15 protein-coding genes are annotated in these 14,645 nt (G+C 71.7%); 7 read left to right on the top strand and 8 right to left on the bottom strand.

The window, feature by feature from the left end; translation table 11 throughout:
- The first annotated feature begins 195 nt into the window (after positions 1–195).
- The 4 genes from EV375_RS26160 to EV375_RS26145 all read left to right on the top strand — a co-directional run bounded on the left by EV375_RS26160 (position 196) and on the right by EV375_RS26145 (position 4,879).
- Complete coding sequence (locus EV375_RS26160; protein WP_130302401.1) at positions 196–855, top strand: MarR family transcriptional regulator; 660 nt, start codon at positions 196–198, stop codon at positions 853–855.
- Positions 855–1,754 carry a DMT family transporter gene (locus EV375_RS26155; protein WP_130302400.1) on the top strand — a complete coding sequence of 300 codons (900 nt, stop codon included), beginning with the start codon at positions 855–857 and terminating at the stop codon, positions 1,752–1,754. The genes EV375_RS26160 and EV375_RS26155 overlap by 1 nt, the downstream gene beginning before the upstream one ends.
- Positions 1,755–1,922: 168 nt before the next feature.
- Positions 1,923–4,580, top strand: a complete 2,658-nt coding sequence (locus EV375_RS26150; RefSeq protein ID WP_207228468.1) for an ATP-dependent Clp protease ATP-binding subunit — start codon at positions 1,923–1,925, stop codon at positions 4,578–4,580.
- A 50-nt stretch (positions 4,581–4,630) separates the two neighbouring features.
- Entirely contained in the window at positions 4,631–4,879 is a 249-nt protein-coding gene (locus EV375_RS26145) for a DUF4236 domain-containing protein (RefSeq protein WP_130302399.1), read from the top strand.
- A 162-nt stretch (positions 4,880–5,041) separates the two neighbouring features.
- On the opposite strand, the gene EV375_RS26140 is transcribed toward EV375_RS26145, so the two are convergent.
- From EV375_RS26140 to EV375_RS26125, 4 genes are all read right to left on the bottom strand, one after another.
- Positions 5,042–5,434: a Rid family hydrolase gene (locus tag EV375_RS26140; protein ID WP_130302398.1), complete on the bottom strand. Its 393-nt coding sequence runs from the start codon at positions 5,432–5,434 to the stop codon at positions 5,042–5,044.
- A 51-nt stretch (positions 5,435–5,485) separates the two neighbouring features.
- Positions 5,486–6,196, bottom strand: a complete 711-nt coding sequence (locus tag EV375_RS26135; protein ID WP_130302397.1) for a GAF and ANTAR domain-containing protein — start codon at positions 6,194–6,196, stop codon at positions 5,486–5,488.
- 92 nt (positions 6,197–6,288) lie between these two features.
- Positions 6,289–7,167, bottom strand: coding sequence for a DNA-formamidopyrimidine glycosylase family protein (locus EV375_RS26130; protein WP_130302396.1), 879 nt, complete (start codon positions 7,165–7,167; stop codon positions 6,289–6,291).
- A gap of 52 nt (positions 7,168–7,219) precedes the next feature.
- Positions 7,220–7,645, bottom strand: a complete 426-nt coding sequence (locus tag EV375_RS26125; RefSeq protein WP_130302395.1) for an OsmC family protein — start codon at positions 7,643–7,645, stop codon at positions 7,220–7,222.
- Positions 7,646–7,898: 253 nt separating this feature from the next.
- On the opposite strand from EV375_RS26125, the gene EV375_RS26120 reads away from it, so the two are divergent.
- From EV375_RS26120 to EV375_RS26110, 3 genes are all read left to right on the top strand, one after another.
- Positions 7,899–8,453: a glycoside hydrolase family 25 protein gene (locus EV375_RS26120; protein ID WP_130302394.1), complete on the top strand. Its 555-nt coding sequence runs from the start codon at positions 7,899–7,901 to the stop codon at positions 8,451–8,453.
- A gap of 108 nt (positions 8,454–8,561) precedes the next feature.
- The gene (locus EV375_RS26115; protein ID WP_130302393.1) at positions 8,562–8,960 is read left to right on the top strand and encodes a hypothetical protein; all 399 of its coding nucleotides are present in this window, start codon (positions 8,562–8,564) and stop codon (positions 8,958–8,960) included.
- 133 nt (positions 8,961–9,093) lie between these two features.
- The gene (locus EV375_RS26110; protein ID WP_486588817.1) at positions 9,094–9,825 is read left to right on the top strand and encodes a DUF1707 SHOCT-like domain-containing protein; all 732 of its coding nucleotides are present in this window, start codon (positions 9,094–9,096) and stop codon (positions 9,823–9,825) included.
- A gap of 39 nt (positions 9,826–9,864) precedes the next feature.
- Here EV375_RS26110 and EV375_RS26105 read toward each other — a convergent pair whose 3' ends face one another.
- From EV375_RS26105 to EV375_RS26090, 4 genes are all read right to left on the bottom strand, one after another.
- Positions 9,865–11,490 carry a CoA transferase family protein gene (locus tag EV375_RS26105; protein WP_486588816.1) on the bottom strand — a complete coding sequence of 542 codons (1,626 nt, stop codon included), beginning with the start codon at positions 11,488–11,490 and terminating at the stop codon, positions 9,865–9,867.
- Positions 11,491–11,634: 144 nt separating this feature from the next.
- Complete coding sequence (locus EV375_RS26100; protein WP_130302391.1) at positions 11,635–12,441, bottom strand: DeoR/GlpR family DNA-binding transcription regulator; 807 nt, start codon at positions 12,439–12,441, stop codon at positions 11,635–11,637.
- A complete protein-coding gene (locus EV375_RS26095) occupies positions 12,438–13,280 on the bottom strand; it encodes a class II fructose-bisphosphate aldolase (RefSeq protein WP_130302390.1) in 843 nt (280 codons plus the stop codon). The genes EV375_RS26100 and EV375_RS26095 overlap by 4 nt, the downstream gene beginning before the upstream one ends.
- Positions 13,281–13,513: 233 nt before the next feature.
- On the bottom strand, positions 13,514–14,401 hold the full coding sequence (locus tag EV375_RS26090; protein WP_130302389.1) for a sugar isomerase: 888 nt from the start codon (positions 14,399–14,401) through the stop codon (positions 13,514–13,516).
- Between the last annotated feature and the right edge of the window lie 244 nt (positions 14,402–14,645).

Below are 14,645 nucleotides of genomic sequence, written 5' to 3'. Positions count from 1 at the left end.
ATGTGAGGTCCAACTCCTTTGCGTCGCACGGGGGTACGGGCAGCGGTCCGTACAACGCCGGGCGACGCCCGTACAGGAGGTGACGACGACGACGTCCTCCTCGGTAAAGGAGGCGGGATGCCGGATGCCGGCCGGCTCGGCACGCATCCGGTCCGAGGGGTTGAGACTGCACCGGCAACGCTGTATGCATGAGTCATGCATGATGCCAACCGCACTGCCAATCTCCTCGGCGCCACCGCGCTCGCCGTGACCGACCTGGCTCTCACCGGAGCCACCAAGGCGGCCGGGACCAGCGCCAGCGGCGCCGCCGCGCTGGTGGTGCTCTCCGCCTCGCCGGGCTTGAGCGTCACCGAACTCGGCCGCCGCGTCGGCCTCTCACAGCCCGCCGCCGCCCGCATGGTCGACTCGCTCGAAGCGGGCGGGCTCGTCGAGCGGCGCCCGGGGCCGGGCCGGTGGGTCTCCGTGACCCCGACCGCCGCCGGCACCCGCACCGCCCGCGCGATGCTCGCCGCACGCGGCACCCCGCTGAACCAGATCGTGGACGTACTGGACGAGGCCGAACGGGAGAGGCTCGACGCACTCCTGACCAAGCTTCTGACGCGGCTCTACGAGGAGGTCGGCAACGCCGATCTGCTGTGCCGCCTCTGCGACCGCGCGGGTTGCGTTCACGGCGGCGCGGTCTGCCCCGTCGGACAGGCCGAGCGCGACGGACAGACCGAGCGCGGGGAACAGGCCCAGCGCGACGAGCGGCGCGGCCGGCCGGGAGGGTCCGGCGCAGGTGGCGCAGGTGGCGCAGGTGGCGCAAGTGGCGCAGGCGGCGCAAGCGGTGCGGGCGCCGCTCCGCGCCGCGACTGATGGGTCCGCTCCTCGCGCTCGCCTCCGCCGTCTTCTACGGCGTGGCCGACTTCACCGGCGGCCTGCTCGCGCGCCGTGCCGGCTTCGCCCTCGTCGCCCTCACCGGCCAGGCCGCGGGACTCGCGGTCACCCTGGCGGTGGCGCCGCTGTTCCCGGCGCCCGGAGCGGAGCTCCCCGACCTCGCGTGGGGAGCGCTCTCCGGGGTCGGCACCGGCCTGGGCATGGTCTTCCTCTACCGGGGGATGAGCCGCGGAGCCATGAGCGTCGTGGTGCCCGTCAGCGCGGTGGGCGGACTGGCCCTGCCCGTACTGGCGGCCGTCGCGGTCCTCGGGGACCGTCCGTCGGCGCTGTCCTGGCTGGGCATCCTCGTCGCCGTGCCGTCCCTCTGGCTGACGTCACGCAGCGCGCCCGCGCCCGGCGCACCGGCCCTCGTCACCGGCGCCTCCCTGGACGGACTCACCGCCGGCGCCGGAATCGCCCTCCAGTACGCGGCCCTCGCGCAGGCCGGCCAGGGCTCCGGCATCTGGCCCGTCACGGCAGGCCGCGTCACCGCCGTGGCCGTGATCCTGCCCGCGGCGCTCGCGGCGCTGCGTGCCGCGGGGCCGCGGGCGGCGGCTGCCGACGGGGCGGGCACCACGGCGCGGGCCGCGTGGACGGTGCTGACGCCGCGCCGAGCCACCGGCGCCGCCGCGGCAGGCATGGCCGCCTCGCTCGCCCTCGTGCTCTACCTCCTGGCCACCCGGGAACAGACCGTCACCGTCGCCGTCGTGCTCTCCTCGCTGTATCCCGCGATACCGGTGCTTCTCGGGCTCACCGCCCTGCGGGAACGCCCCACCGGGCTGCAGTCCGCGGGGCTCGTCGGCGCCGCCGTCGCGACGGGGCTGCTCACCGCGGGCTGAAGCGGCCGGGGAATCGCGGCGCGGACACCGCCGCGAACACCGCCGCGAACACCGCCGCGCACGTGTTGCCCGGCCTTTCGGGGGAACCCCGCACCGCAAGCTCGATGAAGCCGACATGAAGCCGACACAGCGTGGCCCGGCGCCGCCGGGCCGGCGGGACGGATTCCAATGACCAGCGGGTACATGGGTCCCCGGGACTTCGGCAGGGACCCGTTCGGAGAGTACATACGGCGGATCCTGGGGGGCGCCGACCCGTCGGGCGGCAGCGGCGGAAGCCGGGACCCCCGCTACTACGACTTTCTCCGTCTGATGAGCGAACCGGCCCGGCAGCTCATCTCCGAAGCGGCCTCGTACGCGGCCCAGCGCGGCAGCAGCGACCTGGACACCGAGCATCTGCTGCGCGCGGCGCTCACCACCGAACCGACCCGCACCATGATCACCCGGGCCGGCGCGGACACCGACACGCTCGCCGAGAACATCGACCGCGAGGTGGGGGAGGGCACGCCGCGCAAGTCCATCGCCGTGAGCCCCGCCGTCAAGCGGGCGCTGCTGGACGCCCACGACATCGCCCGCGCGCGGGGCGCCTCCTACATCGGCAGCGAACACGTGCTCATCGCGCTCGCCGCCAACCGCGACTCGGCGGCCGGACAGATCCTGGGCGCGGCCCACTTCGACCCGCGTGCGGCCTCCTCCGGGCCCTTTCCCGGGCATCCGGGCCATCCCGGCCAGCCGGGGCAGCCCGGCCAGGGCGCTCCGCAGTACCCGGGAGGGCAGCCCCCCGGCGCCGAGACGCCCCCCGGCAGGGGAGCCCAGGGCAAGCCGCGCTCCGAGACCCCCACCCTCGACAAGTACGGCACGGACCTCACGGAGATGGCCCGCGACGGGCGCATCGACCCCGTGATCGGCAGGGACGAGGAGATCGAGCAGACCATCGAGATCCTCGCCCGGCGCGGCAAGAACAACCCCGTCCTCATCGGTGAGGCGGGTGTCGGCAAGACGGCCATCGTGGAGGGCCTGGCCCAGCGCATCACCGACGGCGACGTGCCCGACAACCTCCTGGGCCGCCGCGTCGTCCAGCTCGACGTCTCCGGCGTCGTCGCGGGCACCCGCTACCGCGGCGACTTCGAGGAGCGGCTCAGCAACATCATCGACGAGATCCGCGCACGGTCCGAGCAGCTGATCGTCTTCATCGACGAGCTGCACACCGTCGTCGGCGCCGGCGGAGGCGGAACCGAAGGCGGCTCGATGGACGCCGGCAACATGCTCAAACCGCCGCTTTCCCGCGGCGAGTTGCACGTCATCGGCGCCACGACACTCGAGGAGCACCGCCGTCACATCGAGAAGGACGCGGCGCTCGCCCGGCGTTTCCAGCCGGTCCTGATCTCCGAGCCGAGCGTGCCCGACGCGGTGGAGATCCTGCGGGGCCTGCGGGACCGCTACGAGGCGCACCACCAGGTCCGCTACAGCGGCGACGCGCTCATCGCGGCCGTCGAGCTCTCCGACCGCTACCTGACGGGCCGGTTCCTCCCGGACAAGGCCATCGACCTCCTCGACCAGGCCGGTGCCCGCGTGCGGCTGCGCAACTCGACCCGAGGTACCGACATGAGGGCGCTGGAGCGCGAGGCCGAACGCGTCAGCCGGGACAAGGACCAGGCCGTCGCGGCCGAGGACTACGAGCGCGCCACACAGCTGCGTGACCGGCTCACGGAGCTGGAGGAGGAGATCGGCCGCGGCGAACGCAAGCAGCACCCCAACGGGCGCATCGCCGAGGTGACCGTCGAGGACATAGCCGACATCGTCTCCCGCCAGACGGGCATCCCCGTCAGCAGCCTCACCCAGGAGGAGCGCGAGCGCCTGCTCGGCATGGAGGACCGGCTGCGCGAACGCGTCATCGGCCAGGACGAGGCGGTCTCCGCCGTGGCCGACGCCGTGCTGCGCTCCCGGGCCGGACTGGCCAGCCCCGACAGGCCCATCGGCAGCTTCCTCTTCCTCGGTCCCACCGGCGTGGGGAAGACCGAACTCGCCCGCGCGCTCGCCGATTCGCTCTTCGGCACGGACGAGCGGATGGTGCGCCTCGACATGAGCGAGTACCAGGAGCGGCACACCGTCAGCCGGCTCGTGGGTGCTCCGCCCGGCTACGTCGGGCACGAGGACGCGGGCCAGCTGACCGAGACCGTGCGCCGCAACCCGTACTCGCTGCTGCTTCTCGACGAGATCGAGAAGGCGCACGCCGACGTCTTCAACCTCCTGCTCCAGGTGCTCGACGACGGACGCCTGACGGACTCCCAGGGCCGCACCGTCGACTTCACCAACACGGTCATCGTCATGACCAGCAACCTCGGCTCCGAGGCGATCACGGGACGCGGCGCCGTCCTCGGCTTCGGCAGCGGCGACGAGGAGGAAGAGGAAGACGCCCGGCGGGAGCGCGTACTGCGGCCGCTGCGGGAGCAGTTCCGTCCCGAGTTCCTCAACCGCATCGACGAGATCGTCATCTTCCGGCAGCTGTCCGACGAGCAACTGCGCACCGTCACCGACATGATGCTGGACGAGACCCGGCACCGGGTCCATGCCCAGGACCTCGCCGTGGAGTTCACGCCCGCCGCCGTCGAGTGGCTCGCGAGGCGCGGCTACCAGCCCGAGTACGGGGCGCGGCCCCTGCGCCGCACCATCCAGCGCGAGGTGGACAACCAGCTCTCGCGGATGCTGCTCAGCGGTGAACTGAAACCGCACACCCGGCTGTTGGTCGATGCGGAGGACGATGAGCTGGTCTTCCGCCCGCAGGGCGAGGTCGCGTCGGCCGGTTCGGACGACCGGCGCATGCCGTGAACGATCACGGGCACGAGGGACAGCAGCGGTCCTGACACAAGGAGGCGATCATGCCGCTGACGTTCCGTAAGAGCTTTCAGGTGCTGCCCGGGGTCAAGCTGAACATCAACCGCAAGTCGTGGTCGGTGACCACGGGCGGCAAGAAGGGCCCGCGCCGCACCGTCAACTCGAACGGTCGCCAAACGACGTCGATGGACCTGCCGGGCCCGTTCGGCTACCGGCACACCAGCTCGTCCAAGCGCAGCAGCAGCAAGGGGAAGCTGAAGATGCTCAGCGAGGTCATGCGGGGGAAGCACTAGGAGACGGACGAAGATCTTGAAGTGGCCGCCCGGCCGGCTGTTGGCCGGGCGGCCCCTCTTTGCGGCGGCCTTTCGCGGTGGCTTTCTGCGGCGGCGCGGTCTCCCGCAGCACGGTCCCGGGAAGGCCGGCCGGGACGGAAACCGGGATCGCCGCATCGGCCTTCAGTCGAGAACGGCGTCGAGCTCTGTTTCGACGAGCCAGTCGGCATCGATGAAGCGCGAGACTTCGACGAAGGTGCACGCGGGACGGACCGAAGTGAACCGCTCTCCGTGGGCTTGCGCGGCTTCCCTCCAGCGGGTCACGTCAGTGAGCATGACGCGGGTCCGCACGACGTCTCCCAGCGACGCCCCCGCCGCTTTCAGCGCGGCTTCCGCAACGTCCAGGCATCGGACGGTCTGGGCATAGACGTCGCCCTGCCCCACGGTGGCACCGTCGTCGCCGATGGGGGCGGTTCCGGCGACCGCAATGTACGCCCCTTTGCGGACCGCCCTCGAAAACCCGATCTGCGGTTCGAGCGGCGACCCGGAGCTGACTGTCTGGCGAATGCGTTCCATCGCGCCATGATCTCAGTGGACGGCGGCCCAGGGGCTGTCGTCGCCCAGGCCCTAAGAGCGGGGCTTCGCGCCGGGGACCTCGCCGGTGTCGGTGACGACGCGCACGATCTCGCGCAGCTTGATGTTCCGGTCCTGTGAGCTCTTCTTCAGCACGGCGAAGGCCTGGTCCTCGTCAAGGTGGTAGCGCTCCATGACGATGCCTATCGCCTCGCCGATGCTGTGCCGCGTCTCCATGGCGGCGTTCATCTGCGCGTGCGTACGTGCGCTGGAGAAGGCGACCGCCGCGTGCGAGGCGAGCAGCCAGCCGACGTGCTCGGAGCGCGGCGTGAAGACCTTCGGCTTGGAGGAGTAGAGGTCGAGGGCCCCGAGGTTGTCGTCCTCGGTGTAGAGCAGGAAGCCCATCATGCTCCCGACGCCGAGCTTGCGGGCCTCGGGTGCGTAGCGGGGCCACCGCTTGACGGTCGTGTTCATGTCGGCGATGCGGTAGACCTCCTTCGGCGTCCGTGCGGCGTCGAAGCAGGGGCCCTCACCGACCTCGCCCTGGATGCGGTCCGAGGCGCGTACCACGTCGCTGGTGGTGGCCAGGGTGCTGACCTGATGGTTCTCCACGGTCATGACACCCGCGGCCTCGCAGCCGTCAACCAGCTCCACGGCGTACTCCACGAGCCGGTCGAGGGTCTTCTGCACGGATTCCTGGGCGAGCAGATCGCGTGCCATATGGGCGAGGCCTGTGGCGAACTCGTCCAGCTCGTCGGCAGACATTCCCGTTCCCTCAACGTTCGGCATCGGTGGACCCTTCGTCGCGCCACAGTACGCCCCCTGCACAGCGGCACTCTCCGGGCCCGGGGCCGTGGCTATTTCAGCAGCCGGGACATGCGCCGGTCGGCGAGCGGCTTCCCGCCGGTCTGGCAGGTGGGGCAGTACTGCAGGGAAGAATCACTGAATGAGACTTCCCGCACAATGTCCCCGCACACAGGACACGGCTCTCCTTTGCGGCCGTGGACCCGCAGACCCGTCTTCTTCTCCGACTTCAGCTTTCCGGCGGCCAGCCCCCGCGAGCGTTCGACGGCGTCCTGAAGGGTGGAGCGCAGAGCCTCGTAGAGCCCGGTGACCTCCTCCTCCGAGAGCTCGCTCGCGATCTTGAACGGGGAGAGGCGTGCCGCGTGCAGGATCTCGTCCGAGTAGGCGTTCCCGACCCCGGCGATCACGCTCTGGTCCCGCAGCAGCCCCTTGATCCGGTGGCGCTGCCCCCGCACGAGGCCGGCGAAGGACTCCCGGGTGAAGTCGTCGGCGAGCGGGTCCGGCCCGAGCCGTTCGATGCCCGGCACCTGTGCCGGGTCGTCCACGCAGTAGACGGCGAGGCGCTTGCGCGTTCCTGCCTCGGTGAGGTCGAAACCGCCGCCTTCGCCGCCCTGCTCCGGTCCGGCCAGCGACAGCCTCAGAGCCAGCGGCCCCTTGCCGGGGCGGGGCGGCGCCGCCGGGACGGAATCCCGCCAGCGCAGCCATCCCGCCCGGGCCAGGTGGACGACCAGATGCAGACCTCCCGCCTCCAGGTCGAGGAACTTCCCGTGCCGGGAGACCCCCGTGACCGTCCGGCCCTCCAGCGCGGAGGGCTGCGGCTCGTACGTCTTCAGCACGCTGATCGCGACGGGCGTGACGCGCTCCACCGTGCGCCCGGTGACGCGGTCGTCGAGGAAGTCGCGCAGCGCCTCGACCTCGGGCAGTTCGGGCATCTCTCCTCCGCTCCCGTGCGGCAGCGGGACTCGTGCCCGCTTGCGGCCCGGCTCAGCTCAGCTTGGCGGTCAGCGTGATGGTGGTGCCCGAAAGGGCCTGGGAGACGGGGCAGTTGGTCTTCGCCTCCTCCGCCGCGGCGGTGAAGGAGGCCTCGTCGATGCCCGGGACTTCGCCCTGCACGGTGAGGTGGATGCCGGTGATGCCGGTGCCCGGCTGGAACGTCACGTCGGCCCGCGTCTCCAGCCGCGTCGGGGGCTTGCCCGCGGAGTTGAGCCCGTTGGAGAGCGCCATCGAGAAGCAGCTGGAGTGCGCGGCCGCGATCAGCTCCTCCGGGCTGGTCCTCCCGTTTGGCTCCTCCGCGCGCGATGCCCAGGTGACGGACTGGGTGCCGATGCCGGAGGAGTCGAAGGTGACCTCACCCGACCCCTTCTTCAGATCGCCGTTCCACACGGTGTGAGCGGTGCGTGTCGTCGCCATCGTCGGACTCCTCGGTCGCGTGTGCGTCTGTGCCAGTGTGCCGGGCGCGCCCGCTGCCGCACCCGCACCGATCCTCCCCGCCGGGGGCCGCGAGCGGCGGGGGACGCGCCGGAGCACGCCCTGGGGCCCGCGGTCGCGGTGCCGCCCGGAGCGCCCGATCGGCGCCCCACGGCGGCCCGTTCGGGGTACGGTGCGCCGACTTACGGGTATCGGAACTGATGACCGCGCGGCCGGACGGCAGAAGGAGTGCAGGGTGATCAAGGGCGTCGACGTCTCGTCGTACCAACCGTCGGACTACAGCACGAAAGGGCTCGACTTCGTCTTCATAAAGATCACGGAGGGCACGTCGTACACGAACCCGAAGTGGGTCGCGCAGCGCAAGACGGCGCGTGACGCCGAACTCGTCACCGGCTTCTACCACTTCGGCCGCGCCGGGAGCATGAAGAAGCAGGCCGACTACTTCATGTCGAAGATCAACCTGGTCAAGGGCGACATGCTCGTCCTGGACTGGGAGGACTCGGAGGTCTCCAACTCGGAGAAGGACTACTTCATCAAGTACGTCCAGAAGGAACGCCCCCACACCAGAGTCCTGCTCTACTGCAACACCAACTTCTGGTTCAACCACGACACGACGTCGTTCGCCGGCGACGGCCTGTGGATAGCGCACTACAACGGCAAGCCGGGCAAGCCCGGGATCGAGCACCCGTGGCACTTCCACCAGTACACCGACGACCCGATCGACACGAACCTCGCCAAGTTCGACAGCCGCGCCGATCTGCGCGAGTGGACGTACAAGGAGCCCTCGTAGGCGAGGAGTTGGGCTCCCGCCCGCTTGATCTCCCCGCCGGTCCGGCCGCCCTGGGCCCTGGCAGGCCCTCGCGCGACAGGCGGTGCCGAATGCGGATAACCTCCCGGCATGCCCGAAGCCAACATAAGCGCGCCGACCGAAGAAGAGACCACCGGGGACGGGGCGGCCGCAGCGGTCACCGGTGACGAAGGACCCGGGCCCGCACCGGGAGCAGAGGGGGATCAGGGGGAAGCGGACGCGCGTACCGGTCTGACGCCTCGGCAGGCACGCAGGGTCCGCATCGTCGTCTCCGGCGTCGTCATGGTGGCCGTGGCCGTCGCTCTCGTCGTACGCCTGGGCAGTGCGCCCTCCGTGCTCACCATGGGCTTCTACGGCATCGCGCTCATCCTCTCCGGCACCGCGATCGTGCTCAGCCGCCGTGGCCGCACCCGTGTCGCCACCGGAGTGCTGGTGCTGGGATTCGCGGCCGTCGCCCTGGCCGAGTGGCTTCTCGCGTCCGTCCAGTAGCCGATTCCGGGGGCAACGGTGCGTAATAGGGTGACCACATGAGTGACGAACTCCCCGAAATGCGCGCTTCGGACGCCGAACGGGAGCGCATCGCAGACGTCTGCGCGATGCGCTGGCCGAAGGGCGGCTCGGCATGGACGAGTTCCAGGAACGCCTCGACAGCGCCTACCGGGCCCGCACACGCGGGGAGTTGGTGCCTCTCGTACGCGATCTCCCGCACCACGGGGACGAAGGTGCTTCCGCCGGCCGCTCGCCGGAGAGGGCCGGTGCCCTGGACGAGTCGCCGCCCCCGTCGCTCCGCAAGACGCGACGGTGGGCGGAACGGATCGGCGGAAGCGCCACCTCACGCTGGGGCATCGGCATCATGGGCGGATTCGGGCGTCGTGGCCAGTGGACGGTGCCGCGCGTCTTCACCGCCCTTGGCTTCATGGGCGGCGGCGAACTGGACCTGCGGGAGGCCCGCTTCGAGGACCGGAACGTGGTCATTCGCTGCTTCGCGCTGATGGGCGGCTTCAGCGTCACCGTGCCGCCCGGCGTCGGCGTCGAGGTCCGCGGCGTCGGCATCATGGGCGGATTCGACTCCTCCGCCTCCGGATTCGGCGACGCCGACGCACCGCACGTGGTGATCACCGGCGTCACGATGATGGGCGGCGTCGCCGTCGTACGGAAGATCCCGCGTGAGGAGAAACTGAAGTTGCGCGCCGAGCGGCGCCAGAAGCGGGAGCTGGAGCGCCGGGAGCGGAGGCAGGGACGGGACCGCCACTGGGGACACGGCGGGCCGCCCGGAGGCCACCGCGACCACGGGAGCAGCGGTCACGGTCACAGCGGCCACGGCCACAGCGGTCACGGCCAGGAGTCCCTGTAGGGCGAACTCGCGGCCCGGCGGGCGGCCGTCCCGCCCGGATCACCACCAGGCAGCGGGGTCCGTGCCGGGCATGCCGGGCGGATGCGGCCAGTCCGAGGGAGACCCGTCGTAGGCGACGGGCGGCAGCGCATAGCGCAGGCGGCCCAGCGGGCTGTCCGCCTCGGCCAGCCAGGGGGCGGGATCGGCCTGGTCCTGGGCCGCGGCGTCTGCCGCCTCCGCCCGCGCGTACGGCGAGAGCTGCGAAGTCAGCCCGTCGACCAGCCAGTTGGCGGTCTGGGCGAGCGCCAGCCGCACGAGCCTCGACCCGCGCCCGCCACGCCGCTGCTCGGTCATGGCCCGCATCACCGCGGCCGCCAGCAGATAGCCGGTGCCGTGGTCGAGGGCCTGCGCCGGCAGGGCACCCGGAATGCCCTCGCCCGCCTCGTCCCGCTGGCCCTCGACGGTGGCGATTCCGCTCGCCGCCTGCACCAGGCTGTCGAAGCCGCGTCTTCTGTGCCAGGGCCCGTACGCGCCCCAGGCGCTGAGCTGGCCCACGACCACTCCCGGCCGGCGGTCCGCCAGCGACTCGGGCGCGAGTCCGAAGCGGTCAAGCGCCCCGGGACGGTAACCGGTGACGACGACGTCCGCCGACGACAGCAGTTCGTCGAACGCCGCCTGCCCGGACCGGGACGAGAGGTCGAGGAGCGCCGAGCGCTTTCCGGCGCCGGTGTCGGCGTGCGTGTCCAGGTTCTCCGGAAGCTGCGGGGCGTCGATGCGCAGAACGTCGGCGCCGAACAGCGCGAGTGCCCGGGTGGCGACGGGACCTGCGAGGACTCTGGTGAGGTCCAGCACGCGCACCGCGTGCATCGGGCCGTGGCCCGAAGGCTCCGGCAGGGCTCGGACGGGCGCCTGGTCCATGCGGGCCGTCGACAGCAACGGACGGCGGGAGGACTGCGCGCCCTGAGGATGCACCGCCCATTCCTGCGGCGTGCGGACAGCCACGGCGAGGCCGCCCGCCGCGTGCACCGTCTCCTCGACCTCGGCGGCGTCACGCTGGGCCAGTTCCGTGGCGAGGATCTCCGCGAGTGTGGTGTCGTCGCGGTCCTCGACGGAGATCCCGAGGGCGGACAGCAGCCGCGTGCGGTGGTGCGGGTAGTTGGCGTGGGTGCGCACCCAGCCGTCCGCGGTGCGCCAGAAGCGGGACAGCGGGGAGAACGTCACCGGGGCGCGCCCGTCCGTCCTCAGATGGCGCCCGCTGGTGAACGAGGTGGCCACCGCGCCGTCGTCGACCTGCACGGACGGAACCGCGAGGGGGCCGTTGTCGCCGGCGCCGCCCGCGCTGCTGCCCGTCCCGGTACCTCCCGCCCGTACGGACGACAGCTCGGCTGCGGCCAGTGAGCACACCGCGACCGACGCGCGGGCCAGTTCGAGTACGGGCAGCCGGGCCGGCAGCACCGCTCGCCGTGTGCAGGAGACCCTCTCCAGCAGAGCACCGTCGCCTCCCAGCGCGGCCCAGGCGTGGGCGATGCCCGGAAGACCGGCATCACCACCGCCCCCGGCCCCGGCTGTGTCCGCAGGCGCCCGGGCGGGCTCCGTGCTCACCGGGGCGCTGCCGGAGCCGGTCGCCGGGCCGGAGGGGATCGCTGTACCGACTGCCGCTGAGGAAGATCGTTCCATGCCGGGCATTCTGGCACCGGCCGGGCGTTCTCCCGTGGCAGCGGACTCGCAGGCCGGGCCGCGTCGCCAGGGCCGACGCACCCGAGAGGCCGGGTGGGTGCCGGGAGGGGCGCATGCTCACGCGCATGCCGTGGACCTGCCGAGGGTGGCCGGTCAGCCCTCGGCCGCGGACGGCGCGGCCGTCACCACACGCAGACCCTGGTCCGCGAACTCCCGCCGGGCGGTTTCGTCCATGGACGGGTCCGTCACGAGCGTGCCGAAGACCTCCGCCCCGCCGACGCGGGCGAAGCAGCGCAGGCCCAGCTTCGAGGAGTCCGCGACGACCACGGCACGGGCCGCCCGCTCGGCCATGAGCCTGTTCGTGCTCGCCTCGGCCTCGTCGTGGACGGTCCCGCCCCACTGCGCGTCGATGCCGTTCACACCGATGAAGGCGATGTCCAGCGTGAGCTGCCGCAGCACCATCTCGCTGTAGGGGCCGGTGAGTTCGAAGGAGCGGGAATGGGCCACACCGCCCGTCAGCACGATCCTGATCTGCGGCCGGACCGCCAACTCATTGGCGATGTTGAGGGAGTTGGTGACGATCGTCAGGCGCGCGTGGGGGCCGGCCTCGGCGAACTCCGGCCGCGTTGCGAGCGACCGGGCGATCTCCGTCGTCGTCGTGCCGCCGCTGAGCCCCACGACGTCGCCCTCCTCCACCATCGCCGCCGCGGTCTCGGCGACGGCGTGCTTCCGGGCGGCCTGGTGACCGTTCTTGTACCGGATCGGCAGGTCGTAGGCGACCGGGGCGAGTACGGCCCCGCCCCGGGTGCGCTTGAGCAACTGCTGCTCCGCAAGGGCGTCCATGTCACGGCGCATGGTCGCAACCGACACCTCCAGGGATGTCGCGGCTTCCGCCACCTCGAGCCGCCCCCGCTGACTCAGCAGCTCCAGCAGGGCGTTCATGCGCTCGTGCCGTTTCATGAAGCCGGTGCTCCCAGCATGCGCAGCAGCCGTTCGGCCTCCCGCGAGACCGCGTCCCTGGCGGGACCCACGTACTTGCGGGAGTCGATCAGCGACTGACTCTCCGACAGCGTCCGGCGCACCTCGCCGGTGAACACGGAGACCAGGTGCGTGGAGATGTTGATCTTCGTCATGCCCGCGGCGACGGCTGCACGCAGTTCGTCGTCAGGGACCCCTGACGAACCGTGCAGCACGAGCGGCACGGGAAGCCGCTGCCGCAGGGAGCGGATCAGCTCCTTGTCGAGCACGGCAGTTCGCTCCCGCATCGCGTGGGACGAACCGACGGCGACGGCGAGGGCGTCCACCCGCGTGGCCTCGACGAAGGCGAGCGCCTGCTCAGGGTCGGTACGCGCACCGGGGGCGTGCACACCGTCCTTGCCTCCCACCTCGCCCAACTCTGCTTCGACGTAGACCTGTTCGCGATGGCACCAGCCCGTCAGCTCCGAGGTGGCGGCCACGTTCTCCTCGTAGGGCAGAGCCGACGCATCGATCATCACGGACCGTACTCCCGCCGAGACGCCCTCACGCAGCAGCGCGGCGTCGGTGATGTGGTCCAGGTGCACGGAGACGTCCGCCTCGGAGGCCTCCGCCAGGGTGAGGGTGGCACGCAGGAGTGGCAGCAGACTCCCGTGATACCGGACGCAGTTCTCGCTGATCTGGAGTATGAGCGGCACTTCCGCGCGCTCCGCCGCGGCGACCAGCGCCTCGGCGGTCTCCAGGTGCAGCACGTTGAAGGCGGGAGCGCCGAGACCCGCCGCGCGCGCCGGACCGACGACGGCGTCGGTGGAGACAAGGGGCATGCTGCGGACCTCCGTTGAGGACGGGACAGGGCGGGACCAGGGACCAGAAGGCAGGAATCAGGTGGCAGGTAGCAGGACGCAGGAACAACGGCACAGGCGCGGGCAGGGGCGGGCAGAGGCCGAAGCAGCGGCGGCGGGAAGCGGCGCGAGACGAGAAGGGCCGGGGGAGTGGAGGCCGGCCCCGGGCCGGGCCGTCCGTCCGCGCTCACGGGCCTCCAGCAGCCTCAAGGGGTCTACAGCATCACCGAACGGGTCAGGCTGCGCGGTGCGTCGGGATCGAGACCGCGCTCAAGGGCGCGCGCCAGTGCCACGCGCTGCACCAGCACCAGCTCCGCCATCGGATCGCGCCGCCCGTGGTGCACGAACGCGGCGCCCGTGCGGGCCACTTCCTCTCCCAGCCCTTCCGGTGAAGACCCGAAAAGCCAGGTAACGCGCCCGGGGGCGGCGATGGATATGGGCCCGTGCCGGTACTCCATCGCCGGATAGGACTCGGTCCAGGACTGCGACGCCTCCCGCATCTTCAGTGACGCCTCGTGCGCCAGCCCGACGCTCCAGCCGGTGCCCAGGAACGTGAACTGCTCGGCGTCCACCCACTCCTGCCGGACCTCGGCCGCGAGTGCCTCCTCGGCATCCCGCACTGCCGCCGTGACGTCCTCGCCGAGATGTGTCCTGAGCAGAGCGAGCGCGCTCGTGGCGAACCGGGTCTGCACAACGGACTGTTCGTCGGCGAACGGCAGGGCGACCGTCTCGTCCGAGACGGAGGTCGCGGGGGTGTCCGGGTCGCCCACGACGGTGACGGTGGGGATGCGCCCTCGCACCGCTTCCAGCAGCCGGAGCACCTCTGTCGTGGTGCCGGAGCGGGTGATGGCCAGCAGTCTGTCGTAGCCCCGGCCGGCGCCGAGCATCGCCTCGGATGCTGCGAACGCGTCCGTCACACCCAGTCCCGCGCTCTCGCGCAGGGCGGCGTACGCCTGAGCCATGAACCAGGACGTGCCGCACCCGACGACCGCGACCCGCTCCCCGGTGCGGGGCAGCGGAGCCCCGGCGGCCAGCTGAGCGGCCGAGTGCCACGTCTCGGGCTGGCTGCTCAACTCCCGTTCCATGCGCGTGGTTCCGCCCATCGACCCCACCTCTCCGCGCCTCCCCGGCGCCGTGTCCACCCGGCTGCCCGTACCGCAATCCGGCCGATCCCGTCGTCCGGCGGTGGTCCGGACGACCGCCGGACGACGGGGTGCGAACGCGCACTGTTGCGCGAAGTTGCACTTTTCCACCGGACTTCAATCAGTATCACGCATCACGGTCTTCGGGGCCAGGCCACCTCCGGGTGAGCAGTCGCGCACGATGTTGACGTCCTCCGCGGTCCGT

Source organism: Streptomyces sp. CNZ301 (genome assembly GCF_004217425.1).
This window is presented reverse-complemented; position numbering and strand designations above follow the sequence as displayed.

Excerpts from the sequence above, each read along its gene's own strand:
- EV375_RS26160 (WP_130302401.1), top strand. The coding sequence starts at position 196 with ATGCATGATGCCAACCGCACTGCCAATCTCCTCGGCGCCACCGCGCTC.
- EV375_RS26155 (WP_130302400.1), top strand. The coding sequence starts at position 855 with ATGGGTCCGCTCCTCGCGCTCGCCTCCGCCGTCTTCTACGGCGTGGCC.
- EV375_RS26150 (WP_207228468.1), top strand. The coding sequence starts at position 1,923 with ATGACCAGCGGGTACATGGGTCCCCGGGACTTCGGCAGGGACCCGTTC.
- EV375_RS26145 (WP_130302399.1), top strand. The coding sequence starts at position 4,631 with ATGCCGCTGACGTTCCGTAAGAGCTTTCAGGTGCTGCCCGGGGTCAAG.
- EV375_RS26140 (WP_130302398.1), bottom strand. The coding sequence starts at position 5,434 with ATGGAACGCATTCGCCAGACAGTCAGCTCCGGGTCGCCGCTCGAACCG.
- EV375_RS26135 (WP_130302397.1), bottom strand. The coding sequence starts at position 6,196 with ATGTCTGCCGACGAGCTGGACGAGTTCGCCACAGGCCTCGCCCATATG.
- EV375_RS26130 (WP_130302396.1), bottom strand. The coding sequence starts at position 7,167 with ATGCCCGAACTGCCCGAGGTCGAGGCGCTGCGCGACTTCCTCGACGAC.
- EV375_RS26125 (WP_130302395.1), bottom strand. The coding sequence starts at position 7,645 with ATGGCGACGACACGCACCGCTCACACCGTGTGGAACGGCGATCTGAAG.
- EV375_RS26115 (WP_130302393.1), top strand. The coding sequence starts at position 8,562 with ATGCCCGAAGCCAACATAAGCGCGCCGACCGAAGAAGAGACCACCGGG.
- EV375_RS26110 (WP_486588817.1), top strand. The coding sequence starts at position 9,094 with ATGGACGAGTTCCAGGAACGCCTCGACAGCGCCTACCGGGCCCGCACA.
- EV375_RS26105 (WP_486588816.1), bottom strand. The coding sequence starts at position 11,490 with ATGCCCGGCATGGAACGATCTTCCTCAGCGGCAGTCGGTACAGCGATC.
- EV375_RS26100 (WP_130302391.1), bottom strand. The coding sequence starts at position 12,441 with ATGAAACGGCACGAGCGCATGAACGCCCTGCTGGAGCTGCTGAGTCAG.
- EV375_RS26095 (WP_130302390.1), bottom strand. The coding sequence starts at position 13,280 with ATGCCCCTTGTCTCCACCGACGCCGTCGTCGGTCCGGCGCGCGCGGCG.
- EV375_RS26090 (WP_130302389.1), bottom strand. The coding sequence starts at position 14,401 with ATGGGCGGAACCACGCGCATGGAACGGGAGTTGAGCAGCCAGCCCGAG.